The 22,963-nt window shown below is 71.3% G+C and carries 23 protein-coding genes; 8 read left to right on the top strand and 15 right to left on the bottom strand.

The window, feature by feature from the left end:
* Positions 1 to 130 precede the first annotated feature (130 nt).
* Together J2744_RS11080 and J2744_RS11085 are read right to left on the bottom strand one after the other, a co-directional pair.
* The gene (locus J2744_RS11080; protein WP_210113420.1) at positions 131 to 487 is read right to left on the bottom strand and encodes an RNA polymerase Rpb4 family protein; all 357 of its coding nucleotides are present in this window, start codon (positions 485 to 487) and stop codon (positions 131 to 133) included.
* 1 nt (position 488) lies between these two features.
* A complete protein-coding gene (locus tag J2744_RS11085; protein WP_006112901.1) occupies positions 489 to 782 on the bottom strand; it encodes a 50S ribosomal protein L21e in 294 nt (97 codons plus the stop codon).
* Between the two features lie 198 nt (positions 783 to 980).
* Between J2744_RS11085 and mptA the strand changes: the two genes are divergently transcribed.
* On the top strand, positions 981 to 1,907 hold the full coding sequence (mptA, locus tag J2744_RS11090; protein ID WP_210113421.1) for a GTP cyclohydrolase MptA: 927 nt from the start codon (positions 981 to 983) through the stop codon (positions 1,905 to 1,907).
* Positions 1,908 to 2,343: 436 nt separating this feature from the next.
* On the opposite strand, the gene J2744_RS11095 is transcribed toward mptA, so the two are convergent.
* The 3 genes from J2744_RS11095 to J2744_RS11105 form a co-directional block, all read right to left on the bottom strand.
* On the bottom strand, positions 2,344 to 3,150 hold the full coding sequence (locus tag J2744_RS11095) for a TrmB family transcriptional regulator (protein ID WP_210113422.1): 807 nt from the start codon (positions 3,148 to 3,150) through the stop codon (positions 2,344 to 2,346).
* Between the two features lie 135 nt (positions 3,151 to 3,285).
* Positions 3,286 to 4,944, bottom strand: a complete 1,659-nt coding sequence (locus J2744_RS11100; RefSeq protein ID WP_210113423.1) for a DUF255 domain-containing protein — start codon at positions 4,942 to 4,944, stop codon at positions 3,286 to 3,288.
* A gap of 161 nt (positions 4,945 to 5,105) precedes the next feature.
* Positions 5,106 to 5,327, bottom strand: a complete 222-nt coding sequence (locus tag J2744_RS11105; protein ID WP_210113424.1) for a hypothetical protein — start codon at positions 5,325 to 5,327, stop codon at positions 5,106 to 5,108.
* A 327-nt stretch (positions 5,328 to 5,654) separates the two neighbouring features.
* Between J2744_RS11105 and J2744_RS11110 the strand changes: the two genes are divergently transcribed.
* Both J2744_RS11110 and J2744_RS11115 read left to right on the top strand, forming a co-directional pair.
* Positions 5,655 to 6,749, top strand: a complete 1,095-nt coding sequence (locus J2744_RS11110) for an asparaginase (protein ID WP_210113425.1) — start codon at positions 5,655 to 5,657, stop codon at positions 6,747 to 6,749.
* A gap of 106 nt (positions 6,750 to 6,855) precedes the next feature.
* Positions 6,856 to 8,055, top strand: coding sequence for a hypothetical protein (locus J2744_RS11115; RefSeq protein ID WP_210113426.1), 1,200 nt, complete (start codon positions 6,856 to 6,858; stop codon positions 8,053 to 8,055).
* 51 nt (positions 8,056 to 8,106) lie between these two features.
* On the opposite strand, the gene J2744_RS11120 is transcribed toward J2744_RS11115, so the two are convergent.
* From J2744_RS11120 to cheB, 9 genes are all read right to left on the bottom strand, one after another.
* A complete protein-coding gene (locus J2744_RS11120; protein ID WP_210113427.1) occupies positions 8,107 to 9,348 on the bottom strand; it encodes a carbohydrate kinase family protein in 1,242 nt (413 codons plus the stop codon).
* Complete coding sequence (locus tag J2744_RS11125) at positions 9,345 to 10,316, bottom strand: ribose 1,5-bisphosphate isomerase (protein WP_210113428.1); 972 nt, start codon at positions 10,314 to 10,316, stop codon at positions 9,345 to 9,347. Before J2744_RS11125 ends, J2744_RS11120 begins: the two co-directional genes overlap by 4 nt.
* An 81-nt stretch (positions 10,317 to 10,397) precedes the next feature.
* Positions 10,398 to 11,093, bottom strand: a complete 696-nt coding sequence (locus tag J2744_RS11130; RefSeq protein ID WP_210113429.1) for a class II aldolase/adducin family protein — start codon at positions 11,091 to 11,093, stop codon at positions 10,398 to 10,400.
* Entirely contained in the window at positions 11,090 to 11,803 is a 714-nt protein-coding gene (locus J2744_RS11135) for an HAD family hydrolase (RefSeq protein ID WP_210113430.1), read from the bottom strand. The genes J2744_RS11130 and J2744_RS11135 overlap by 4 nt, the downstream gene beginning before the upstream one ends.
* Positions 11,804 to 11,885: 82 nt before the next feature.
* Positions 11,886 to 12,758, bottom strand: a complete 873-nt coding sequence (locus J2744_RS11140) for a CheF family chemotaxis protein (RefSeq protein WP_210113431.1) — start codon at positions 12,756 to 12,758, stop codon at positions 11,886 to 11,888.
* On the bottom strand, positions 12,759 to 13,973 hold the full coding sequence (locus tag J2744_RS11145; protein ID WP_210113432.1) for a HEAT repeat domain-containing protein: 1,215 nt from the start codon (positions 13,971 to 13,973) through the stop codon (positions 12,759 to 12,761).
* A complete protein-coding gene (locus J2744_RS11150) occupies positions 13,973 to 14,791 on the bottom strand; it encodes a CheR family methyltransferase (protein WP_210113433.1) in 819 nt (272 codons plus the stop codon). Before J2744_RS11150 ends, J2744_RS11145 begins: the two co-directional genes overlap by 1 nt.
* Positions 14,788 to 17,121, bottom strand: a complete 2,334-nt coding sequence (locus tag J2744_RS11155; RefSeq protein WP_210113434.1) for a chemotaxis protein CheA — start codon at positions 17,119 to 17,121, stop codon at positions 14,788 to 14,790. Before J2744_RS11155 ends, J2744_RS11150 begins: the two co-directional genes overlap by 4 nt.
* The gene (gene cheB / locus J2744_RS11160) at positions 17,121 to 18,215 is read right to left on the bottom strand and encodes a chemotaxis-specific protein-glutamate methyltransferase CheB (protein WP_210113435.1); all 1,095 of its coding nucleotides are present in this window, start codon (positions 18,213 to 18,215) and stop codon (positions 17,121 to 17,123) included. Before cheB ends, J2744_RS11155 begins: the two co-directional genes overlap by 1 nt.
* A gap of 102 nt (positions 18,216 to 18,317) precedes the next feature.
* Here cheB and J2744_RS11165 point away from each other — a divergent pair, with 102 nt between their 5' ends.
* The 4 genes from J2744_RS11165 (at position 18,318) to J2744_RS11180 (ending at position 20,659) form a co-directional block, all read left to right on the top strand.
* The gene (locus J2744_RS11165) at positions 18,318 to 18,791 is read left to right on the top strand and encodes a chemotaxis protein CheW (protein ID WP_210113436.1); all 474 of its coding nucleotides are present in this window, start codon (positions 18,318 to 18,320) and stop codon (positions 18,789 to 18,791) included.
* Positions 18,792 to 18,919: 128 nt separating this feature from the next.
* On the top strand, positions 18,920 to 19,615 hold the full coding sequence (locus J2744_RS11170; protein WP_210113437.1) for an RAD55 family ATPase: 696 nt from the start codon (positions 18,920 to 18,922) through the stop codon (positions 19,613 to 19,615).
* Positions 19,615 to 20,007, top strand: a complete 393-nt coding sequence (locus tag J2744_RS11175) for a hypothetical protein (protein WP_210113438.1) — start codon at positions 19,615 to 19,617, stop codon at positions 20,005 to 20,007. The genes J2744_RS11170 and J2744_RS11175 overlap by 1 nt, the downstream gene beginning before the upstream one ends.
* Before the next feature lie 43 nt (positions 20,008 to 20,050).
* Positions 20,051 to 20,659, top strand: coding sequence for a DUF7504 family protein (locus tag J2744_RS11180; RefSeq protein ID WP_210113439.1), 609 nt, complete (start codon positions 20,051 to 20,053; stop codon positions 20,657 to 20,659).
* Between the two features lie 31 nt (positions 20,660 to 20,690).
* Here the strand turns inward: J2744_RS11180 and J2744_RS11185 are convergent, their stop codons facing one another.
* Positions 20,691 to 21,281, bottom strand: a complete 591-nt coding sequence (locus J2744_RS11185; RefSeq protein ID WP_210113443.1) for a hypothetical protein — start codon at positions 21,279 to 21,281, stop codon at positions 20,691 to 20,693.
* Between the two features lie 133 nt (positions 21,282 to 21,414).
* Between J2744_RS11185 and glmM the strand changes: the two genes are divergently transcribed.
* On the top strand, positions 21,415 to 22,779 hold the full coding sequence (gene glmM / locus J2744_RS11190; RefSeq protein WP_210113440.1) for a phosphoglucosamine mutase: 1,365 nt from the start codon (positions 21,415 to 21,417) through the stop codon (positions 22,777 to 22,779).
* Positions 22,780 to 22,963: the final 184 nt, after the last annotated feature.

Here is a 22,963-nt window from a genome sequence, read left to right on the forward strand (position 1 = left end):
TTATCGCTCCGAGCAGTGAAAAAACCGCTGGGAGGAGCGGCGACTCGGTCGAAGCGGGGAACGGTCGGGAACGCGAAACCGCGAGGAACGCGGCGGCGGGACGAACGACCCGAAGGGAGAAGCTCCGCGTTCAGGCGTACTTCGCGACGACGTCGAGGATCTCGTCCAACTCCTCCCCGTCGAGCGAGTAGCGCTCCTGTGCGAACACCGAGCGGAGCTCCGTGCGGTCCTCGGGGAGCAGGTCGGTGATCTTCACGGCGGTCGGCACGTCGATCTGCTCTAACTCGGCCAGCTCCTCGACGAGCTCGCGGGACTCGTCGGCGTCGAGGTCCGCGAACCGGTTGACGTGCTCGATCGCGCGGGCCAGCTCGTAGCGGAGGTCGCGGTCCTCGTCTTCCGCGCGCTCGTCTTCGATCTCCACGAGGATCTCCTTCGCCTCGGAGGTGGTGACGTACTCCTCGTCGAGCTTCTCTTTGAAGATCGTCATCTCAGTTCTGCTGTGCGCGCATGTGGGCGGCGGTGACGATGAGCGTCTTCGTCTTGCCGCCGTCCGGAATCTCGACTTTGAACGCCGACCCCTGCTTGCCGACGACGGTCCCGGTCCGGCCGTCGAAGCGCGGGTGGAAGCGACCCTTTGGGACGCTGGGGTCGATCTTGAGGTGGACCTGCGACCCCTCGTCGAACTCCTGGATCGCTCGCTGCGGCGGGGAGGTGCCGCGGTTACGGGGTTTGTTCGAGAGCTTGTCGCGAGTCGCCTTCTGCGGCCCATTGGAACTCGGCATGGTCTTGGGATACCTTCCGCTGCCGCCGTTATAAATCGTGCGTTACGGCCCGCAGGGCGTGGAGACCTCACACACGCGGATATCGGCGGTGCTGTCCGTCGCTCTCTCGCGCGCATCGCTCGCTCGCACGCGCGCGACTACCAGACGGACCTCCCCCTTTCGAAAGGGATAATCCCGAGAGTCCCTACCATGTTCGTAATGAGTCATCAACTGCCGGACGTACAGGCCTCGGCTCCCGACGTCACCGTCGGGCTCTCGCAGGTCGGGGTCACCGGCGTGGAGAAGCTCGTGAAGCTGGCGCGCGGCGACAAGCGCCCCATCGTTCTCATGGCGGAGTTCGAGGTGTTCGTCGACCTCCCGAGCGGCCGGAAGGGGATCGACATGTCGCGGAACCTCGCGACCGTCGACGAGATCCTCGAAGACATCACCCGCGAGGAGGCGTACCGCGTCGAGGACGTCTGCGGCGACGCCGCCGAGCGACTCTTAGAGAAGCACGACTACACCACCACCGCCGAGGTGTCGATGACGGCGGATCTCGTCACCCGCGAAAATACCCCCGCCTCCGACATCGAGACGCAGAGCACGGCGACGATCGTCGCCAGCGCGACCGCCACCGAGGACGGCACGCGCGAGGAGATCGGCGCCGAAGTGACGGGGATGACCGTCTGTCCCTGCTCGCAGGGGATGAGCGAGTCGCGGGCCCGCGACAAGCTCGCCGAGCTCGGCGTCGACGAGGAGACGACCGAGGAGTTCCTCGACGCCGTCCCGCAGCCGGGCCACTCCCAGCGCGGCCACGCGACGCTGACGATCACGACTGAGGGCCACCCCGACGTGGACCTCCGAGACGTGATCGACGTCGCCCGCGACTCGATGAGCGCGCGCATCTACAACATGGCGAAGCGGCCCGACGAGGACCACATGACCTACGAGGCCCACGCCGACGCGAAGTTCGTCGAGGACTGCGTCCGCGCGCTCGCCGAGGGGACCGTCGACGAGTTCGGCCACCTCCCGGACGACGCCGTGATCCACATGAAACAGTCGAACGACGAGTCGATCCATCAGCACAACGCCCACGCCGAGCGCGAAGTCCGGCTGGGCGACCTCCGCGACGAACTCGACCGGTAAGGGCGTGTAGACGCGGTCTCCGGGGCATTTTGAATAAGTCCAGGCGTGGCTGTCTATTGTTTATAAGTAGTTAGCGGCGCGGCAGCGATCACCTCCAAAGCCTCAGCCGCTCGCTTATAAATTGCTAATTACAGATCGACTGCAAACACTTCCAAAGCCCCAGTCGCGAGGCCACCGTACGCTCGCTGCGCTCCTCGCTCAGTCACTCCGTTCCTTCGCTGCGGTGCTTGCGTCGCCTACGGTGGCCTCGCGACTGCCCCTTTGAGTCCCACCCCGCACAGCACCGCAACCGCACCTCACGCCTCCCCAGCCTCGTCGGCCTTCCTCCGCTTCGCTCCGGTCGGCCGACTCCCTCGCACGCGCTCCTCGCGCCCTACCGGGCGCTCGGAGGCGCGCGCCGCCGCATCGTCATTTATAACCTGTCGTCGTCAGCCGCTCACCCGAACGTCAGCGGCTCCGACTCCGCCCAGCGCGGCTCGAACTGCTCTTTCACGCTCGTCGCGAACTCGATGTCCTTCACGTCGATCATCGCGAACGGCTCGTCCGCCGACAGCGGGTGCGGCACCTCGATGCACACCTCGATCTCGTCGAACACGTTGAACGTCCCATCGACGCCCGGAATCGTTCGGACCTCGAACCCGTCCACCTCCGCCAGCTCCGCGGTGTATCGGCGGCCGACGCTCCGCGGGAGCGCGTCGACCGTCGCCGGCGACAGCAGCACCCGGATCTCCACGCCGCGTTCGAGCGCGGACTCCAGTTCGGCGGCCACCTGCTCGCCGATCGTGCCGAGGTCGAAGCCGGTCGCGGGCGCGCCCGCGACCACGACGACCCGGCGCTCAGCGGCGGCGATCCGCTCTAAGAGGAGGTCGGTCGCCTCCTCGGCGCCGACCGCCGCGGTCCAGAACTGGCCGTCGACCGGCTCGCCGGCGTCGAGTTCCGTCGAGAGGTCGTCGACCACCGACTCGTACTGTTCGGCCTGCGTCTCCAGTTCCCGCTTCTTCTCGTCGAGCAGGCGGTCGAGCGCGGCGTCCGGCTCGACCGCGACGTACTTCTTCGGGCGGCTGGCCGCCTGACTGCGGACCAGGCTGTGCTGCTCTAAGCTGTTGAGCACGTCGTAGATCCGACCCATCGGGACCTCGCTGGCGCGAGAGAGGTCCTTCGCGGTGGTCGGCCCGGTCCGGAGGAGCGCGCGGTACGCCCGGGCCTCGTACTCAGAGAGTCCGAGATCGCGGAGAGATGCCATACGCTGGGATGCCGCGGCATCCGTATAAACGCGTCGCCCGTTTACGATCCGGATCGCCGAGGTGGGTTCGATCTCGGCTGTCGACGGCTATCCCGCCGAGTCCGACGACTCGTCGAGCCGGCGCGTCGCCGAGAGTCAGGCCAGGGTATCGCCGACCCGGTCCATCAACTCGTCGGGCGTTTCCGCCGGCTCGGAGGCGCCGTCCCCCGCGAGGACGACCGCGGTGCCCGCCGGAACCGTCCGCGGCGCGGGCGCGTCCGACTCGTGTGCGTTCGGCGCGATCACCTTCTCGTGGTCGGCCACCCGCCACGCGGCGCGGTGGAGGTCGCTCCCCGGTTCGGTCCCGACCGCGATGACGGTCGTGCCGCGGCGGAGGCGACCGGCGAGGCTCCCGTAGCCGGCGACCTGAACGCTCAGTCGCTCGGTGGCGCCGGCGAACGCCTCGGCGGTCTCCCGCGCGACCTCGCGGTAGCGGTCCTCGCCGGTGAGCGCCGCCAGGTCCAGCAGCGACGTCGCCATCTCCACGTTGGCGTCGAGCGGGCGGAACGACCGGTCGAGCAGCCCCGCTCCCGTCCGCGGGCCGTCGACGAACGATCCCTCGACGTGGAGCCGGTCGATGGCTCGATCCGCGACCGCGCGGGCGACGTCGGCGCCCTCGCCGCGCACCCCGGCGGCGCGGACGTACGCCCCGACGACGCGGGCGGCGTCCTCCAGCAGGTCGGACTCACCGGCCTCGTCGCTGCCGCGGTAGTGGGTCACTTCGCCGCTCTCGGCGTCGATCAGGTCACGTTCGAGTCCGTCGAGGATACGGCCGGCGTACTCGCGGGCGCGCTCGTCGTCGGTGTAGGCGGCGGCCGCGAGCAGCGCGTCCGCGGCGAGCGCGTTGCCGCCGGCGAAGACGGTCAGGTCGCGGCGGGGTTCGTCCAGGTCCGCGCGGTCCTCGGCGGGCGCCGCGTAGTACGCCCGGCCGAGCCCGGGACCGAGGCTGCCGCCGACGCCGTAGCCGGTCCAGAGGTCGTCGGTGAGGAAGGAGACGGCGTCGAGCGCGGGGTCGAGGTAGGCCTCGTCACCGGTGTAGAGGAAGGCGTTGGCGAACGCGCGGGTCACCGCGGCGTTCGTGTCGAGCGGCTTCTCGTAGGCGATGTCCCCCCAGTCGCGGGTGCCGGCGTACCGGAAGAACCCGCCCGCGACGTCGTCGGCGAGGTGGTCGCGAACCGCGTCGAGCGTCCGGAGCGCGCGGTTCCGGTCGCGCTTCAGCGCGAACTCGACGGTGCGAGGCAGGGGGAACTTCGCGTCGGTGCCCCAGCCGGCGTGCTCGGCGTCGTACTTGGCCTCCAGCTGGCCCGCCAGGTGGCTCTCTATCTCGTCGGTCAGTTCGCCGCGGGGCGGCAGGTCGGCGTCGAGCGCGCGCGGGACGCGGCCGCCCTCGCGGCCCTTGTCGGCCCACATCTGCCGGACCGATTCGAGGACCTGTCGCATCCCGTCGACGTCGAGGTAGCCCGCGCCGGTCAGCAGCTTCCCCTCGGGCGTGAGGAAGGCGGTCGTCGGGAACCCGCCCATGTTGTACCGCTCGCGCACCCGCGGGTTGCGGTCCACGTCGACGCGGACGGGGACGAACCCCTCGTTGACGTTGGCCGCGATCCGCGGCTCGGCGTAGGTGATCGCGTCCATCTCGTGGCAGCCCTCGCACCACGTGGCCGACAGCGAGAGCAGCACCGGGCGGTCGCGCTCGTCGGCCTCGGCGAACGCCTCGGGACCCCAGTCGCGCCACTCGACGCGAGTCTCGTCGCTCATACCCGCAGTCGGACCGGGGCGTGGGTAAGCGCTTCGAGAGCGGAACGCTACAGGGAAGGGCGACGGCAGGAGAGAGAGGGCGACGGCAGGAGGGCGGGAGGGCGCCGCGTCGGTGTCCACGCGTCGCGTCGGCGTTCGGACAGGCGATTCGTCGGCGGCGCTCAGCGCTTGTGGTCGTGACCGAGCGCGAGCGCGAGGGCGTTCGCGAACAGCAGCGCGACGAACAGCCGCCCGGTGCCGCCGTCCAGCCCCGAGTACAGCAGGACGGGGTACGTGGCCGGGATGGCGATGGCCGCCCAGAAGGCGGCGGCTTTGACGGTGCCGGTCATCAGCCCGGCGAGCCGTTCGCCGGAGGCGATCTGCGTGGGAGCGGGGGTTGACATGGACACTTCTCCGTACGACGGGGACCCACATATACCCCGCCGAGGGTTCGGTGAATTTCACTACGTTTCTCGCCCGATCGGGTCGTTTTATAAACGTCTCAGAGACGTTTTAACTGTTTACAACGCGTTCTAATCCTTTGTTTCCGGGTCTCCCTCGGTCCGGCCGTTCCGGACCGATCCGGGTGCTTCCAGCCGACGAGCCGAGAACCGATCCGGCTGTTCCCGACCGACGAGCCGAGAACCGATCGGCTCGCGCGAACCGACGAGTTGGAGGCGGGCGACTGCCGCGGCACCAACCGCTTTGTCCGTCGGGGACAAGGTGAGGACATGACGGAGACCGATCGCCGCGGCCGACGCGACGACCAGACCGACCGGAACCGTTCCGTCGCACGCGTCGACGGCGGCCGCCCGCGGGTGGCGGTCGTCGCCTGCGGCGGCACCATCGCCTCGGAGCCGAGCGACGACGGCGCGGCCCCGGAGAAGACCGGCGCCGACCTCGTGGAAGCGGTGCCGGCGGCGGCCGACTACGCGCGGGTGACGACCAGGGAAGTGTGCTCGCAGCCCGGGTTCGACGTTCGGTGGCGGGACGTGCTCGCGACCGCGACAGCCGCGCGCGACGCGGTCGGCGGGGGCGAGGACGCGGGCGACGCCGGCGCGGCGGAGACGGCCGACGGCGTCGTCGTCACCCACGGGACCGACACCCTCGCGGACACCGCCTTCGCGCTCGATCTCCTCACCGACCTCGACGCGCCGGTCGTCGTGACCGGCGCGCAGCGTCGGCTGGACGAACCCTCCAGCGACGTGCCGGCGAACCTCGCGCTGGCGGTGCGGGCGGCCGCGGACGACCGGTTCTCTCCGGGCGTCCACGTCGCGTTCGACGACGAACTCCACGCGGCCCGCGACGTCGTGAAGGGCCACAGCAACGCGCTGTCGACGATGACCTCGCCGGGGACGGGACCGGTCGCGACGTTCACCCGCGCCGCCTCGCGGCTCGTCCGCGCGCCCGAGCGGGGAGTCCCGGTCGACCCCCTCGCGGACGCGATCGAGGGCGCCGCGGACGTGCCGGAGGTCCCGGTGATCCACTCCGGAACCGGCGTCGGCGCCGGCGCACTCGAACGCGCGCTCGACGCGGGCGTCGGCGGAATCGTCGTCGAGGGGACCGGTCTCGGCAACGTGACCGGAGCGCTCGGCGACGCGATCGCCGAAGCGGCCGAGAGCGTGCCGGTCGTCGTCGCCGGCCGCCCGCCGGCGGGACCGACGGAACCGGTGTACGGGACCCCGGGCGGCGCCGTCACGCTCGCGGGCCACGGGGCGACGTTCGCCGGCGACCTCCCGGCCGCGAAGGCGCGCGTCGCGCTCGCGCTCGGTCTCGCCGCCGACCTCGACGACGAAGGGATCGAGGCGCTGTTCGCGCCGGCGTGAGGCGACCGCGAGCGCGCCGAGCGGGGCGAGATCGCCCGCCGGGATTGGTCAGAAGGGTTTTTGAGCCTACACGAAGCCCTTATGCGTCGGCCGCGTACCGGGTGGTATGACCGATCTCACGCGACGAACGGCCCTCTACGGCATCGCCGCCGGCAGCGCCGCCGCGCTCGCGGGGTGTACGGAGACCGGCGACCCCGTTTCGGGCGGAGACGGAACCGACGGCGGTGATGGAGGCGACGGAAACGGCAGCGACGGAGAGGACGGCGCCGACGGCGACGGCGCCGCAGGCGAGGTGACGACCGCGGTCCAGCAGGTCGGGTCGGCCCTCTCCGGCCCGGCGTGGGACCGAACCCAGCGACGCGGCTTCTGCGTGCTGATCGGCGAGGCGGACGGCGACGGCGCGTGGCCGATCGCCGAGGCGCCGGAAGCGGCCCGGACCTTCGTCGAGGAGACCGATCTCTCCGAGTCGGTCGTCTGCTACGTCGAGTCGGTCGGCCCGACCACCTGTCACGACGAGATCGCGTTCGACGGGGTCGGCGTCGAGGACGGGACCCTCGTCGCGGACGCGACGGTTCAGGGGGCGGAGAGCGCGGAGGTGGCCTGCGGCGAGGCGGTCACCTACTCCGCCGCGCTGCTGCGCGTCACGAGCGACCCGCTCCCCGACGCGGCGCGGCTCTCCGTCACCGACGGCTGGGGCGAGACGGAGACGGTGCGAGACGCCGACGGCGTCCGTGAGGCGGACGGTCTCGCCGGCGGGGTCCGGCCCGACGGCGACCCCTCGAACGTCCCCGCCGCGTTCGACTGCGACGTCGACGGGTTCGCGCGCCACCCCCAGGCCTACGACGGCGACGTCAACTGGGGCGGCGGGGGCGGCGCCGGCAGCGACGCGGGCGGCGACGGCCCGCTCGCGCTCCGGGCCGTGACCCCCAGCGACGACGACCCCGGGTCCGACCCGCTCGCGATCGGTCGCGGAACCCGGTTCCGGATCGAGCTGACGAACGTCTCCGGGCAGGTGGCGTACGTCGGCAATCAGGGGAAGTACAACCTGGAGATCCGCACCGAGGAGGGGTGGACCGAACTCCGCGGGACCGAGGGCGACGCGACGTTCGGCTACACGGACGAGGCGCTCGGCGTCGAGCCGGGCGAGACGCTGGAGTGGGAGTTCGAGATGACCGAGTCGGGACTCGTCGAGGGCGGGCCGCACGCGGACGCGCTCCGCGTGTGTCCGGACCTGGTCCCCGGCCGGTACCGGTTCGTCTTCTTCGGCGCCGCCGACCTCGCGGTCGCGTTCGACTACGAGGGGTAGCGCCGAGCGGGCGGGAGTCCGGCCCGGAACGGGTCGGACGAGGCGGCCGCGTCAGGCCCGGACCTCGATGAGGAGGTCCGTCTCCGGCGACTCGCCCATCGCCTCGCGGACGCGGTCCCACGAGAGGTCGGTGCGCGCGGTCACCGACTCGGTCGCGACGGCCCCGCAGGCGTTGCCGACCAGGATCGGCACCTGGTAGTCGCGCGGGTCGTGCGAGAACCCGTCGCCGGTGATCTCCGGCTCCCGGAGCGCGGCCGCGAGGAACCCGGCCGCGAAGGCGTCGCCCGCGCCGGTCGTGTCGACCGGGTCGGCGTCGAACCCGGGATGCGAGACGCTGCCGTGCGGCGTCCGGACCGTCGCGCCCTCTTCGCCGAGCTTGATCGCGACGACGCGGTCGTCCGGCTCCCACGGGTCGACGTCGGTCTCGGCCGCGAGCGCGTCGGCCTCGCGGTCGTTGAGGAACAGGACGTCGCTCGCGTGGAGCGCGGCGTCGAACTCGCGGTCGGCGACCCGGCGACCGGGGTCGAAGCTCCGGGTCGCGCCCGCCTCGGCGGCCGCGGTCGCGAGCGCCGCGGCGGTCTCGGGCTGTTGCCCGGTGAGGTGGAGGTGGTCGGCGGCCGCGAGCGTGTCGCGGTCGAGTCCGGCCGCCGAGAACGACTCGTTCGCCCCGTCGTTCGCGAGCATGAGCAGCTCGCCGCCGCCGTCGACGATGACGTACTTCACCGAGGTCGGCTCGGCGGCGTCGACGAGCACCTGCCCGGGGTCGACGCCGGCGCTGGCGAGCTCGCGCAGCGCCAGCGCGCCCGACTCGTCGCCGCCGACGCTGCCGTAGACGACCGACTGGCCGCCCAGGTCGACCAGCCCGACCGCGACGTTCGCGGCGCTGCCGCCGCCGGACTGTTCGAGCCGGTCGATCCGGGTCTCGCCGTCCGGCTCCGGCAGGCTGTCGACGTGGATCGTCACGTCCCAGTTGATGTGGCCCGCCGAGACGACTTTCGGCACGCGGTCGGCGTCGTCGGGGCTCAGGTCGGGGTCGCGGTCGACTTCGGGGTCGACCGCGTCCGGGGCGTCCTCGCCGCCCCCGTCGTCGGTTCCGGTCCCGCCGTCTTCGGGCGCGTCGCCCTCCCACTCGTCGACCTCGCGGTCCCACTCCGCGACCGTCTCGTCCCAGTCGTCGACCCCCTCGCCGTCCTCGACTTCGGGATCGCGCCCCTCGGCGACGCTGCCGTCGACCGCGGGGTCGTCGCGCCCCTCGCCGTCGCCGCCGATCGGCGGATCGTCGCGCCCGCTCATCGTTCGGCCCACGGCTCGGCGGCGCCCTCGCCGAACAGCTCCCGCATCAGCGTCACGATGCTCTCCGGGGGGAACTGGCCGTGCTCGGTGACGATCGCGTCCATGTACCGCGGCGGCGTCACGTCGAACGCGGGGTTCTCGACGGCGATCTCGCCGATCTCCTCGCGGCTCTCGGAGTCTATCACCTCGCTTTCGTCGCGCATCTCGATCTCGACGGTGTGGCCCGTCAGCGTCTCCGGGTGGAGCTTGATCGTCTGGGCCGCGGTCATGATCGGGACGCCGCGCTCGCGGGCGTTGACGGCGAGTCCCGAGGTGCCGATCTTGTTGATCACGCCGCCGTCCGCGGCGATCGAATCGGCGCCGACGACGACGTGGTCGACCTCGTCGAGGTAGCGCCGCGCCGCGGAGTCGACGATCAGGGTGACCGGAACCCCCGCGTCGCGGAGCTGTTCGGCGGTGATGTGGCCCTGCTGTCGCGGGCGCGTCTCCTTGACGACCGCCGAGATCGACTTCCCCTGCTCGACGGCCGCCTCGATACACGCGAGCGCGTCGGTGGAGTGGCAGTGGGTCATCACCGTGTCGCCGTCGGCGAGGCGGTTCGCGCCCACCTGCCCGAGGTCCTCTTGCGCGCGGTCGAGCTGTTCGACGAACGCCTCGCTCGCGTCCGTGACGCTCCGGCGGAGCCGGTCGACCGAGTCGCCCTCCATCCGCTGGAGGACGTACCGGAGGGCGTTCGGCAGCGACACCGCGGTCGGGCGCGTCTCGCGGAGGGTCCGCCCCGCGGCGCGCATCGACGCGCGGAACGCCTCGGGGTCGCTCGCGGTCGCGTCCGCCTCGGCCGCCGCCTCCGCCTGCTCGGCGAGGGCCTCGGCGGCCGCGGAGGCGATGGTCGCCGCGCCGCGGATCTCCATCGTCGCGATCGACTCGGCGGTCTCGCGGACCGCCGGCGCCGGCTCCGTGTCTGTCATACCGATCCGGTAGCCCGCCGTGTATTTATAAAACCGGCCGACTGGCGGAGCGGCCGGCTCCGCTCCGCGCGTCGGACCGCCCTACTCCGCCTCGTCCGGCTGCTGGCCGTAGCTCTCGAACCGCTCCTCGACGGTCGCCATCTGCTCGTCGGTGAGGACGTGCGGCTCGCCGACGGCGGACGCGCGCAGGTAGAGCCGGCAGATGTCCTCGACGTGGTGGGTGTTCTCGACGGCCGTCTCGACGTCCGGCCCGGTCACCACCAGCCCGTGGTTCGCGAGGATCGCGGCGTCGGAGCCGGTCTCGGCCATCGCGGCGACGACGTTCGCGGCCAGCTCCTCGGTGCCGTACGGTGCGTAGTCGGCCAGCGGGACCTCCCGTCCCACGGCGGCGATCATGTAGTGGATCGGCGGGAGTTTCCGGTGGAGCGTCGCCATCGTCGTCGCCCACGGCGAGTGGGTGTGGACGATCGCGCCCGGCCGGTCGTGCTTGTAGATGCCCGTGTGCATCGGCACCTCGCTCGACGGCGCCATCCGCCCGGCCAGCCGCTCGCCCGCCAGCGACACCACGGGCACGTCCGCCGCGTCGAAGGAGTCGTAGGGGACGCCGGTGGGCGTGACCGCGACCGCGTCGCCGTCGCGGACGCTCAGGTTCCCGGTCCGCCCGGGCGTCAGGTCCGCCAGCGCCGGCGCGTACTCGACGACCGCCTCGCGAGCCTCGCGCAGGAGGTCGGGGTTTGCGTCCGCGTCCGAGTCGGCCGCGGCGTCCTCCCGGGTCACGCCGCCACCTCCGTCAGGTCGGCGACGGCGTCGAGCCGGTGGTCCGGGCGCTGAGCTTCGGAGAGCTCCGCGTCGGCCGGCGCGTCGCCGTCGGCGACGAACAGCGCGGTGTCGATGCCGAGCGCGTTCGCGCCCGCGACGTCGGCGTCGACGTTGTCGCCGACCGCCAGCGCCTCGCTCGGCCGTCGATCGAGCGTCGACAGCGCGGTCGTGAACGGGAGCGCGCTGGGCTTCTCGCGGCCCACCTCCTCGGAGGTGACGAGCAGGTCGATCCGGTCGTCGATCCCGAGGTGCGCGAGCTTGCGCAGCTGGACCCGCGTCGTGAGGTTCGTCACGACCGCGACGTCGGTCCCCGCCGCCGAGAGGGCGTCGAGGACCGCCTCGACGCCGTCACAGAGCGACATCGCTCCGACGTAGCCGTCCCAGTAGGCGTCGCCGGCCGCCAGCGCGCCCGCGACGTCCGGCTCGCCCGCGTACCGGTACAGTCCGCGCTTGAAGTAGACGTGTCGGTCGTGGGACGCGGCGGTGGTGCGCGTCTCGCGTTTGGCCTCGCGGCGGCCCGTCGCGTACAGGTCGTCGAACGCCTCGCGGTCCAGTTCGTACCCGCGCTCGCGGAGGGCGTCGAGCGCGGCCCGCTTGCCCGCCTCGTTACACGGGGCGTACGGGTACAGCGTGTTGTCGAGGTCGAAGAGAACCGCCTCGTAGCTCATGGACGCACTCCGCGCGGCACCGACTTAAGCGTGATTCGACGCGGCGGCCGCGGACGACACGGCGAGAGCGAAGAGACGCCCGCTACTGGTCGTTCATCGCCTCGCTGGCGATGTTGCGGCCGCGGGAGTTGAGCGCGACCTCCCGGCGGATCCGGACCTCCTCGACCACCTCGAGCTCGACGAGCCGCTCGAACGTCTCCTCGACGTCGTCGACGTCCATCCCCAGGAACGAGGGGATCTCGAACGGCGAGACGCCGGAGTACAGCGCCATCAGCACCTCGCGGTCGCGGCTGGAGAGGTCGACGTTCGTCGACGAGCGCTCCTCGCCCTTGCGCAGCCACGACTCCACGAACCGCATCCGGTTCGGGTCGCCCGCGACGTGCGTCTCGATGCTCGTCCCCTCGTCGTCCGTGTGTGACACCTCGATCACGGGTTTCTTGTCGCCGTTGACGGTGCGCTTCGCCGCGTCGAGTCCGCTGATGTCGTCGAGGTCGAACTTCACGAACGCGCCGCGCTCCAAGGCGGCGTTGAGTCCGTTCTCGTCTATCTTCACGCGGGCCTGCTCCCACTCGGTGTCCTGAACGACGCCGCCCTCGATGGCGGGGTGTTTCACCATCACGGTCTTCTGGTCGAGCAGCGCGCGGTAGACGTCGCGCTCGAACGACTCGTGGTCGGAGGCGGCGACGAGCATCACCTGCTCGCCAAGGTCGAAGCTCACGTAGTTCGAGACGCGCGCGACCGTCTGGTTCGCGTCGTGCCGGCCGCCGAGCCGCTCCAGCTTCGACAGCGGGATCGTTCGCTTCCCGTCGTTGCCGGCTAAGATCAGCCGACGGTTCGAGAGGAGGACGCGCCCGGGCGTCCACGAGACGTCGCTCACCTTCCGCCCCTCGCGGACCGCGACCGCGAACTTCGCTTGGGTGTCGGTGATCTTGTACTCGTCTCCTTGTTGCGCCATTTACGGACCCCCCGCGCGCAGCTTCGAGACGGCCGAGAACACGCGCTTTCTGACGGCCTGACTGTCGTCGTCGGCGTACTCTTCGAGGCGGTTGAGCGTCTCCTGTCCGCCGATCTGTCCGAGGACGAACACCGCCTTCGCGCGGGCGTCCTCCGGGTTCTCGGGCCCCAGCTTGTCGAGCAGTCGGTCCTCGACGACCGGGCCGCCGAGGCTCTTTAAGCTCGTGGCCGCGAACTGCGCGGTCTGCGGGTCGTCGTCCGCGAGCGCGTCCGCGAGGGCCTCCACCGCCAGCGACGCGTCCGGGTCCGCCACCCGGCCGAGGATCCACGCCGCGTTCCGACGCTGGCGGGACTGCTGGCCGTCGGTGAGGATCTCGACGAGCGGCTCGACGACCGTCGCGTCGTCGGCCGCCTTCAGCTCCGAGACGACCTGGTCGCGGACCGCGTGGCTCTGCTGGGTGGGCACGTTCGAGAGCAGTTCGATGACGGAGTACACCGCCGCGTTGCGCACCACCGCGCTCTCGTCGCCGAGCGCGCGCGCGAGCGGCTCGACCGGCTCCGGGTTGCTCGCCTTTCCGAGCGCGCCGGCCGCGATCCGCCGGATCGACTCGTCGCCGTCGTCGAGCAGGTCCAGCAGCGGCGACAACGCCTCGTCGGTCCCGATCGCTCCCAGCGCGTTCGCGGCGGCGCGGCGCACGCGCGGGTCGTCGTCCGCGAGCCGCTCGCGCAGGCCGGGGACCGCCCGCGCGTCGGCGAAGGTCCCGCAGGCCTGCGCCGCCCGGAGCCGGACGCGGGCGTCCCCGTCGTCGAGCGCGCCGACCAGCGGCTGAAGCCCGCTCGCGTCGTCGAGCCGCCCGAGCGCGTTCGCCGCCGCCATCCGGAGCTCCGGCCGGTCGGCTTCGAGCGCGCGCGCGAATTTGCGCGCGGTGACCCACTCGGCCTCGGAGTCGCCGCCGCCGCCGGTCAGCTGCTCGAGGAGCTGCTCGAGCGCGGCCTCGCCGATCTCGTCGAGCGCGTCGACCGCGGCCCCGCGGACCTCGGGGTCGTCGTCCGTCGTCGCGGCGCGGAGCAACCCGTCGATCGTCGGCTGATCGCCTTCCTCGCCGATGTCGCCGAGGAACTCCGCGGCGCGGCGGCGAACGGCCGCGCTGTCGCTGCCGAGCGCGTCCCGGAGGCGCTCCGTGTTCCCGTCCCGGGCGTGCTGGTACAGCGACATCAGCGCCTCCCGAACACCCGCCGTCGCTTGTCGATCGGTTCGTAGCGGTCGCTCCGGTTCGGCGGGACGCTCTCGGTCATCCCCAACACGAGGACGCCGTCGGCGGCGAGCGACGCCTCCATCGTGTCGAATAAGGCCGCCTTGTGGTCGACGTCGATGTAGATCAGCAGGTTCCGGCACAACACCACGTCGAAGGGGTCGCGGGCGCCGTCGCGTATCAGGTCGTGCGTCTCGAACTCCACGAGCCGGCGCGGGGCCTCCCGGACGCGGAACGTGTCCCCGTCGCGATCGACGTAGCGGTCGGGGTCCGAGAGCGGTTCCAGCTCCTCGGCGATGTCCGTCGTCCGCGTCGTGTGGTAGACGCCATCGCGGGCGTTGTCGAGCGCCTCCTCGCTGATGTCGGAGCCGAGCACCTCGACGCGCGACTCGTCTATCTCGGGGTCGTCGCAGGCCAGCATCGCGACGGAGTACGGCTCGCGGCCGTCCGCCGACGGCGCCGACCACACCCTGACGCGCCGCTGGTCCGCGGTCCGCTCGCGCAACACGTCGCGGAGCACGTCCCACATCTCCGGGTTGCGGAAGAACTCTGTCACGTTGATCGTGAGCGCGTCCATCAGCGCCTGACGCTCGTCGGCGTCATCGCGGAGGATGCGCTCGTACTCGGCGTGCGACTCCGTGTCTCGCCGGCGCATCCGCGCCGTGATCCGGCGGTCGAGGTACGACTCGTTGTAGTACCCCGGCTCGAACGGGACCGTGTCGTCGATCTGTCGGAGGACGCCTTCGAACGCCGTTTCGCCGTCGTCTGCCGACTCGCTCATAGGCTCACCACGTCGAGCACGGCCACGACGTCCCCGTCCCCGAGGACGGCCGTGCCGCTGAGGCCGGGCGTCCCCGAAAGCGGGCCGTCGAGCGGTTTGACGACCACTTCCTCCTGGTCCAGCACCGCGTCGCAGTGGAGCGCGACCTGCCGCGTCTCCTCGCGGATCCGGACGAGCATTCCCCGGTCCGTCTCGTTCGCGGCCCCCTCGCCGTCGAGTCCAGGTCCGCCGGGATCGCTCTCCTCGTCGACCGCGACGCCGCCGTCGGCGGCGGGGGTCTCGTCGGCGGCCGCCTCGGCCGCGGACGCCTCGGCCGCCGAGGGGTCTATCTCGCCGAGGCGCTCGTTCAGCCGGACGACCGGGTAGAGGTCGTCCTCGTGTCTAACGACCTCGTCGCCGTGGACCTCCTCCACGTCGTCGGCGCGGGCGACCTCCGCGATCGACTTGATCGGGATGCCGTACTCCGTGCCGCCGACGTCGACGAACATCACCTTCACGATGGCGACGGTGACCGGGAGCCGGAACCGGACCGTGGTCCCCTCGCCGGGGTCGCTCTCGACGGAGACGGAGCCGTCGAGGTCGCGCGCGGTCGTCCGGACCACGTCCATCCCGACGCCGCGGCCGGAGACGTCGGTGACCTCCTCCGCGGTGGAGAAGCCGGGGTGGAACACGAGGTCGTACACCTCGTCGTCCTCCATCGCCTCGACCGCCTCGCGGCTCTTGACCCCCTCTTCGACCGCCTTGTCGCGGAGCTGGTCGGGGTCGAGTCCCCCGCCGTCGTCCGAGACCTCGATGATCACGTGGTCGCGCTCGCGCTCGGCGGTAAGCTCCACGTGTCCGGTCGGGTCCTTCCCGGCCGCCTCCCGCTCCTCCGGGGGTTCGATCCCGTGGTCGACCGCGTTCCGCAGGACGTGTACGAGCGGGTCGCGCATCTCCGTGAGGATGGTGCGGTCCAGCTCCACGTCGTCGCCCTCGATCTCGAAGTCGATCCGCTTGTCGAGGTCCCGCGAGATGTCGCGCACGAGCCGCGGGAACGAGTCGGACACCTGCGAGAACGGGATGAGCCGCATGTCCATGGCCGTGTCCTGCAGGCTGGAAGCCAGCTTGTCCAGCTCGTCCAGCGTGTCCGACTCGGCGTCGGCGGCCTCCAGCTCTCGCCGGAGCTTGATCCGGCTCGTCACCAGCTGCTCGACGAGGCCGTACAGCTCGTCGACCTGGTCGACGTCGACGCGGATCGACTTGATCTCGTCGCCGGACTTGGAGTCGGCGTTCGGTCCGGAATCGTCCGACGCCGATTCGGCGTCGTCGCCCCCGTCGTCGGTCCGCTCGGTCTCTCGGCCGGTCTCCTCGTCCGCACGCCCTTCGGCGGGCCGCTCCGCGCCCGCAGAGTCAGCGCCGGGTTCGGCGTCGGTCGGTTCCGATTCTCCGTCGCTCGGTGCCGCCTCCGCGTCGCCGTCGATCGACCCCTCGACCGCGACCGCGGTCACCGACTCGACCTGGGTGAGCGCGCGGAGTCCCTCCGCGACGACCTCGGGGTCGGCGCCGCCGACGAAGGCGTCGAACCGCTCGTCGTACTCGCCGTCCTCCAGCGCCTCGGGGGCGGGATCCGTCGCGTGCCCGTCGAACTGCTCGTCGATCGCCTGGAGGACGAGCGCCGCGTCGACGCCCGGCATCTGCGCGTCGCCGACCGTCACGTCCGCGTACGCGACCGGGTCGGGGAGGTCGGCCGCGCCCGCGGGCGGTTCCGGCACCGAGACGTCCGGCGTGCCCCCGTCCGAGGCGTCCTCGTCCAAGTCGTCGTCTTCGTCTTCCCCGGCGTCGATGTCGTCGGCGTCGTCGACCTCGCTGTCGGCCTCGCCGCTCTCGGCGGCCGCTTGATCGGACGCCTCCGCCTCGGCGTCGGGTTCGTCGTCGTCGCCTCCGGCGTCGCCGCTTCCGTCCGCGCCGCCGACGGTGCCGTGTTCCTCCATCTCGCGCAGGCGCGACTCGAGATCGGAGGGGTCCGTCGACACGTCGCCGGTCTCGGCGATTTCGTCGACCATCGCCTCGACCGTGTCGACCCCCTCGAAGAGGAGGTCCATCAGCTCGGGGTTCACCTCGCGGTCGCCCTGCCGGACCGCGTCCAGCAGGTCTTCGAGGGCGTGCCCGAAGTCGGAGACGTCCTCGTACCCCATCGCCGCGGCGTTCCCCTTCAGGGTGTGGGCGACGCGGAACACGTCGTCCATCGCCTCGGCGTCCTCGGGGTCGGCCTCGAGGGCGAGTAAGGCGTTGTTGAGGTCGGTGATCCCGTCTTCGGCCTCGGCGACGAACGCGGCGCGGTGGGAGTCCATCAGGCCTCACCCCCGACTATCGCGCCGGCGACGTCGTCGAGGTCGTACACCGCGTCGACCCCGCCCGTCTCGACCGCGCGCTTCGGCATCCCGTAGATGACGCAGGTGCCCTCGCTCTGCGCCAGCGTGCGCGCCCCGGCGTCGGCCATCGCGCGGATCCCCTCGGCGGCGTCGGATCCCATCCCGGTCAGCACGACGCCGACGAGCGGATCGTCGATCGCCTCGGCCGCGGAGCGCATCGTCACGTCGGCCGCGGGGGTGACCGTGTGCGAGTCGTCGTCCTCGTCGAGCGTGACCCGGAGCCGCCCCGAGCGGTAGCTGTCGATGAGGGTGTGGCTGCCGCCGCGGGCGACCAGCGCCTCGCCGGCTCCGATCCGCGCGCCGTCGCTGGCCTCGCGCACGTCGTACGCGGAGGCGGCGTCGAGCCGGTCCGCGAACCGCGAGGTGAACGCCTCCGGCATGTGCTGGACTATCACCACGCGACAGTCCGCCATCGGCAGCGCCGCCAGCACGCGCTCGACCGCGTTCGGACCGCCGGTCGAGGCCGCGATCACCACGGTCAGCGGCTCGTCGACGTCGACCGCGTCCGCGTCGGACCCGGAGCCGGCCGAGCGCGACGCCGCGGAACTGGGGTCGTCTCGCTCGCGCGTGGCGGCGTCGAGGTCGGCGCCCGCGACCGAGCGCACCGCCTCGACGAGCCGGTCGGACTCCCGCGAGACGCCGGTCGACACCTCACCGCCGGGCTTCGCGAAGAAGTCGACCGCGCCGCGGTCGAGCGCCTCGAAGGTGACCTCCGCGCCCTCGTCGGTGTGCGCCGACAGCATCAACACCGGCGTCGGCGTCTCCTCCATCAGCCGTTCGACGGCTTCGAGTCCGCCCATCCCGGGCATCTCGACGTCCATCGTCACGACATCGGGACGCGTCTCGGCGACCACCGAGAGCGCCTCTTCCCCGTCCCCCGCCTCGCCGACGACCGCGACCCCCGCGTCGCTTAAGAGGTCGCTTATCAGGCCCCGCATGAACGGGGAGTCGTCGACGACCACCACTCGCGGCGACCCGTCCCGACCGCCGCGCCGATCCGTCGTCCTGCTCATGTTCCAAACCGGACCCAGAATCAGCATAAATCCACGGACCCAGTAATCACCCCTGATAATTCAGGGGACACGATTATTTGTCGGTTGACCGCAGGTGCGAGCATGGCAGCCACAGAGGCGGACGCCGAACCGACCAAGGTGTTGGAGTTCGGGCTTGGCGACGGGACGTACTGTCTGGACATCGGGGTCATCGACGAGATCGTCGACGCGGGCGAGCTGACGCGGATCCCCAACTCGCCGGATCACGTCGAGGGCGTGATGGACCTCCGCGGCCGGACGACGACGATCGTCGACCCGAAGACGCTGTTCGACATCGGCGAGGACGGCCCGCGCGAGCGGATCGTCGTGTTCGACGACGCCGAGATCGACGAGGGCGGCACGGTCGGCTGGATGGTCGACGAGGTGTTCCAGGTCCGCGACGTCTCGCCCGAGGACGTCGACCAGAGCACCACCGTCGAGGACGAGGGCGTCCGCGGTATCGTCAAGTCCGACGACCGGTTCGTCGTGTGGGTCTCGCCGGACGTCGACGACGACCTCGCCGCCGACCTCGACGACGTCGAGGCCGCGGAAGCGTAAGCGGGACGCGAGGTCGCCGGACGCCGGGGGACAGTACGGAATCGACGGCGATCGTCGCCGATCGATCGGTTCTCACCCGTGAGAACCGGGTGCCAACGCTTATCAGCCGCCCAACGGGTTGCGTACGTATGCGCGTCTCAAGTGGCGTCCCGGGGTTCGACGATCTCGTCGACGGCGGCTTCCCCGAGGACCGCCTGTACGTGGTCAGCGGTCCGCCCGGGAGCGGCAAAACGACCTTCTGTTCGCAGTTCGCGGCCCAGGGCGCCCGAAACGGCGAGGACGTGCTGTACATCAGCATGCACGAGACCAAGGAGGGGATCCGCGAGGACATGAGCGGCTACGACTTCGGGTTCGACCGCGCGCTCGACTCCGACCGGGTCACCTTCCTCGACTCCTTCTCGTCGGACGGTCGACGGTTCTTCGGGCTTCCCGGTGACCGCCGCGACCGGTCCGGAGTTACCAACCGTCTCACGGGGTTCATCAACTCCCGCGACATCGACCGCGTCGTCTTCGACTCCACCATGCTGTTGCGGTTCCTCCTCGACGACGACGAGGACACGATGATCCAGCTGCTCTCCTCGCTGAAGCGGACCGACGCCACGACGCTCCTGATATCCGAGATGACCGATCCGAGCGCCTACTCGGAGGAGCACTACCTCGCGCACGGCGTCGTCTTCATGCACAACTACCTCGAGGACGAGGGGATGCGCCGCGGCGTCCAGGTGCTGAAGATGCGGGGGACGAACGTCGACACCGACATCCAGGACGTGAAGTTCACCGACGGCGGACTGCGAGTCGGCTCGGCGGCGACGGTGACCCACTGATGTACGACCGCACGTTCGGCACGGAGTGGGACGACCTCTCGCGGGAGGAGGCCGTCGAGCGCGCCTTCGCGCTGGGCGTGGCGGCCGGGGTGGGTACCCCTCATCCCGACGAGCTGGAGCGGGTGCTAGATGCGTTCTCGGGGAGCTACGACCGGAGCATCGTGGAGCTGGCGTACGACGAGGGGCGGACGAAGGCGCTGGAGGCGAAGGCGGAGCGGGACGACCCCGACGACGAGGAAGTGTGGTCGTCGCTCGTCGACGGTGCCGGGACGCCGCGCGAGTCGGCGGTGCCCGCCGCGCTCCCCGGTGCGATACGCGAACTGACACTCACCGACCGGCCGCGGGAGGGACCGCCGTCCTCGCTCGACCTCCCCTCCATGCTCCGAAAGTGACCCCTCGGAAGGGTTTTACCCGACACTCTCTCACGTTCACCAAATGACTGTGCTTCCCGACGCTGTCCGCGGTGCCGACAGCGTCCTCATCAGCGGTCCCCCGATGAGCGGGAAGTACGACCTGTTCAACCGGCTGCTCGCGGCGTGGTCCGACGGCCCGGTCGTGATCTCGACGGGCCGGACCGCGGAGAAGGTCCGCGGCGACTACGAGGAGCTGACGGGGAAAAGCGGCGACGACGTGGTCGTCATCGACTGCGTCACCCACGAGCAGGGCGACAAGCGCGAGGACACGCCGACGACGAAGTACGTCGCCAGCGCCGGCAACCTCACCGACATCGGGATCAAGTTCACCGACGTCGTCGAGTCCTCCGCCGGCCGCGAGCGCGCGGTCGGTCTCTACTCGCTGTCGCAGCTGCTGATGTACTGGGACCCTGAGCGCATCTACCAGTTCACCCGGGTGATGACCTCCCAGACCTCCGGTGAGGGATGGCCGTTCGTCGGCGTCCTCGGCTCGACCGCCCACGACGAACAGGTCGTACACACCCTCCACGAACCGTTCGAGACCGTCGTCGAGACCCGCGTCGACGACGACGCGCGGGAGTTCCGCGTCCGCGGCCGCGTCGGGCAACCCTCCGACTGGCAGCCGTTCTGAATCCTCCTCGGACGACCGGCCCGAACCCGCCTCACCCGACCAGTTCGAACTCCGCGCCGATCGGCGGCGCGCCGACGAGGCCCCAGTAGACGAACCGATAGGTTCCCGGTCCCAGCGGGGGACAGACCGCCAACTCGAGGTCGTCGACCGCGTCGGCGATGCCGGACTCCGTCAGCGTGAGGTCCCAGGAGTACGCCGAACTCGTGTCGATCGATCCCTCGCTCCGGGGGAGTTCGACCGCCTCACCGGTCGTCGATCCGCGGACGTCGAGCCACCCCTCGCCCGTCTCGCGCTGGAGCGAGTAGGCGAGTTCGCCGCGCGTGGGCGCGGGGGCGTCGCCCGTGTTCCGGAGGACGAGCCGGAGCGACTGGCCGTAGGTCTCGGTGGTCCCCTCGGAGGAAAGCTCCAGCGCGGTCTCGTCGGTTTCGACGAGCGTACGAGCGATCGACGCCTCGAACGGCTGGCCGAGGCGGACGAACGCGTCGTCCTCGCAGGTCAGCGTCGCCGGCGTTCCCTCGGGTCCCTGCGGCCCGTCGCCCGCGGCGAAGTCGAGACAGCCCGCCGTCGCGACCGAGAGGGCGAGCGCGCTCCCGACGAGCGCGTCGCGTCGCGTGTGGTCCATGCCGACATCGAGGGGCGCCAGCGGCATGAACCGCACGCGTCGGCGCGGGATCGGCTCGGGGTGTCGTCCCACCGACACGTCGCCGGCAGAGCGGTTCGGAACCGCTTTCCCGTCGGCCGTCGGATGGCCCCGCATGGAGCTGTTCGGATCGAGCGGCATCCGCGGGGTCGCGCTGCGGTACCTCACGCCCGCGCTCGTCCTCGACATCGCGAAGGCAGCGGGGACGGTCTGGGACGCCGACCGCGTCGCCGTCGCGCGCGACACGCGAACGACCGGGGAGCTGTTCGCGAACGCGGCCGCGAGCGGTCTCGCCGCGGTCGGCTGCGACGTCGACCGCCTCGGCGTCGTCCCCACGCCCGCGGTCGGCAACTACTGCGAGTCGGCGGAGGTCCCGGCCGTCCTCGTCACCGCCTCGCACAACCCGCCGGAGTTCAACGGGATCAAGCTCGTCGGCGACGACGGCGTGGAGCTGTCCGTCGACGTGTTAGAGCGGATCGAGCGGCGCGTCCTCGACGACGAGTACGACCACGCCGACTGGCGGACGGCCGGCGAGACGACGCCGATAGAGGGCGTCGTCGACGAGTACGTCGACCAGCTGGTCGCCGCGGTCGACTGCGAGGCGATCGCCGACGCCGACCTCACGGTCGCGGTCGACCCCGGTCACGGCGCGGCATCCGTCGCGTCCCCTCGGATCTACCGCGAACTCGGCTGCGAGGTGCTGACGGTGAACGCGACGCCGGACGGCCACTTCCCCGGCCGCGACTCCGAGCCGGTCGGAGAGAACCTCGGAGCGCTCTCGCGGGTGGTCGCGACCTCGGACGCCGACGTGGGGATCGCGCACGACGGCGACGCGGACCGCGCCGTCTTCGTCGACGAGAACGGGACGTTCGTCGACGGCGACACCTCCTTCGCGGCGATGGCGGACGCCTGCCTCGAACCGGGCGACGCGGTCGTCAGCGCGGTCAACGTCTCCCAGCGGCTCGTCGACGTCTGCGCCGACAACGACGCCGACCTCGAACTGACGCCCATCGGCGCCACGAACATCATCACCCGGACGCGCGAACTCCACGAGGAGGGGACGAACGTCCCCGTCGCCGGCGAGGGGAACGGGGGCGTGTTCTTCCCGCCCTACCGGCTCTCGCGGGACGGGGCGTACATCGGCGCGCGGTTCCTCGAACTGCTCGCGGCCGCGGACGGCGCGCCCGTCAGCGAGGTCGTCGCGCCGTACGCCGACTACCACTTCGTGCGGGAGAACGTCGAGTACGCGGACGACGACGAGCGCGACGAGCTGCTCTCGGCCGCCCGCGCCTACGTCGAGACGGCCGACGCGGAGCCGAACACGACCGACGGCTACCGGCTCGACTACGGCGACGCGTGGGTGCTCGTCCGCCCGTCCGGCACCGAGCCGAAGATCCGGATCTACGCCGAGTCCGCCGACGCCGACCGCGCCGAGCGCTTAGCGAAGGACATGCGCGTCGCCGTCGAGAGCGGCCGATAGCGACGATCTATTTATAAACGGAATTGCGGTGGCGCGTGCCTCCGAGTGGCCGCTGAAGGCGGCCGCGAGGAGCACGCGCGAGGGAGTCGCGGGGGCGGTGTATCAGGCCCGGCCGGCGGGGGGGGGGAGGCTGGGGGGGGGCGGGTGGGGGGGGGGGGGGTGCCTCTGGGGGGGGACGCGCGCG

The sequence above is a fragment of the Halorubrum trapanicum genome (genome assembly GCF_017873555.1).
Taxonomy (GTDB): domain Archaea; phylum Halobacteriota; class Halobacteria; order Halobacteriales; family Haloferacaceae; genus Halorubrum; species Halorubrum trapanicum.

Coding starts and splice junctions, on each gene's coding strand:
- J2744_RS11080 (WP_210113420.1), bottom strand. CDS start 487: ATGACGATCTTCAAAGAGAAGCTCGACGAGGAGTACGTCACCACCTCC.
- J2744_RS11085 (WP_006112901.1), bottom strand. CDS start 782: ATGCCGAGTTCCAATGGGCCGCAGAAGGCGACTCGCGACAAGCTCTCG.
- mptA (WP_210113421.1), top strand. CDS start 981: ATGAGTCATCAACTGCCGGACGTACAGGCCTCGGCTCCCGACGTCACC.
- J2744_RS11095 (WP_210113422.1), bottom strand. CDS start 3,150: ATGGCATCTCTCCGCGATCTCGGACTCTCTGAGTACGAGGCCCGGGCG.
- J2744_RS11100 (WP_210113423.1), bottom strand. CDS start 4,944: ATGAGCGACGAGACTCGCGTCGAGTGGCGCGACTGGGGTCCCGAGGCG.
- J2744_RS11105 (WP_210113424.1), bottom strand. CDS start 5,327: ATGTCAACCCCCGCTCCCACGCAGATCGCCTCCGGCGAACGGCTCGCC.
- J2744_RS11110 (WP_210113425.1), top strand. CDS start 5,655: ATGACGGAGACCGATCGCCGCGGCCGACGCGACGACCAGACCGACCGG.
- J2744_RS11115 (WP_210113426.1), top strand. CDS start 6,856: ATGACCGATCTCACGCGACGAACGGCCCTCTACGGCATCGCCGCCGGC.
- J2744_RS11120 (WP_210113427.1), bottom strand. CDS start 9,348: ATGAGCGGGCGCGACGATCCGCCGATCGGCGGCGACGGCGAGGGGCGC.
- J2744_RS11125 (WP_210113428.1), bottom strand. CDS start 10,316: ATGACAGACACGGAGCCGGCGCCGGCGGTCCGCGAGACCGCCGAGTCG.
- J2744_RS11135 (WP_210113430.1), bottom strand. CDS start 11,803: ATGAGCTACGAGGCGGTTCTCTTCGACCTCGACAACACGCTGTACCCG.
- J2744_RS11140 (WP_210113431.1), bottom strand. CDS start 12,758: ATGGCGCAACAAGGAGACGAGTACAAGATCACCGACACCCAAGCGAAG.
- J2744_RS11145 (WP_210113432.1), bottom strand. CDS start 13,973: ATGTCGCTGTACCAGCACGCCCGGGACGGGAACACGGAGCGCCTCCGG.
- J2744_RS11150 (WP_210113433.1), bottom strand. CDS start 14,791: ATGAGCGAGTCGGCAGACGACGGCGAAACGGCGTTCGAAGGCGTCCTC.
- J2744_RS11155 (WP_210113434.1), bottom strand. CDS start 17,121: ATGGACTCCCACCGCGCCGCGTTCGTCGCCGAGGCCGAAGACGGGATC.
- cheB (WP_210113435.1), bottom strand. CDS start 18,215: ATGAGCAGGACGACGGATCGGCGCGGCGGTCGGGACGGGTCGCCGCGA.
- J2744_RS11165 (WP_210113436.1), top strand. CDS start 18,318: ATGGCAGCCACAGAGGCGGACGCCGAACCGACCAAGGTGTTGGAGTTC.
- J2744_RS11170 (WP_210113437.1), top strand. CDS start 18,920: ATGCGCGTCTCAAGTGGCGTCCCGGGGTTCGACGATCTCGTCGACGGC.
- J2744_RS11175 (WP_210113438.1), top strand. CDS start 19,615: ATGTACGACCGCACGTTCGGCACGGAGTGGGACGACCTCTCGCGGGAG.
- J2744_RS11180 (WP_210113439.1), top strand. CDS start 20,051: ATGACTGTGCTTCCCGACGCTGTCCGCGGTGCCGACAGCGTCCTCATC.
- J2744_RS11185 (WP_210113443.1), bottom strand. CDS start 21,281: ATGGACCACACGCGACGCGACGCGCTCGTCGGGAGCGCGCTCGCCCTC.
- glmM (WP_210113440.1), top strand. CDS start 21,415: ATGGAGCTGTTCGGATCGAGCGGCATCCGCGGGGTCGCGCTGCGGTAC.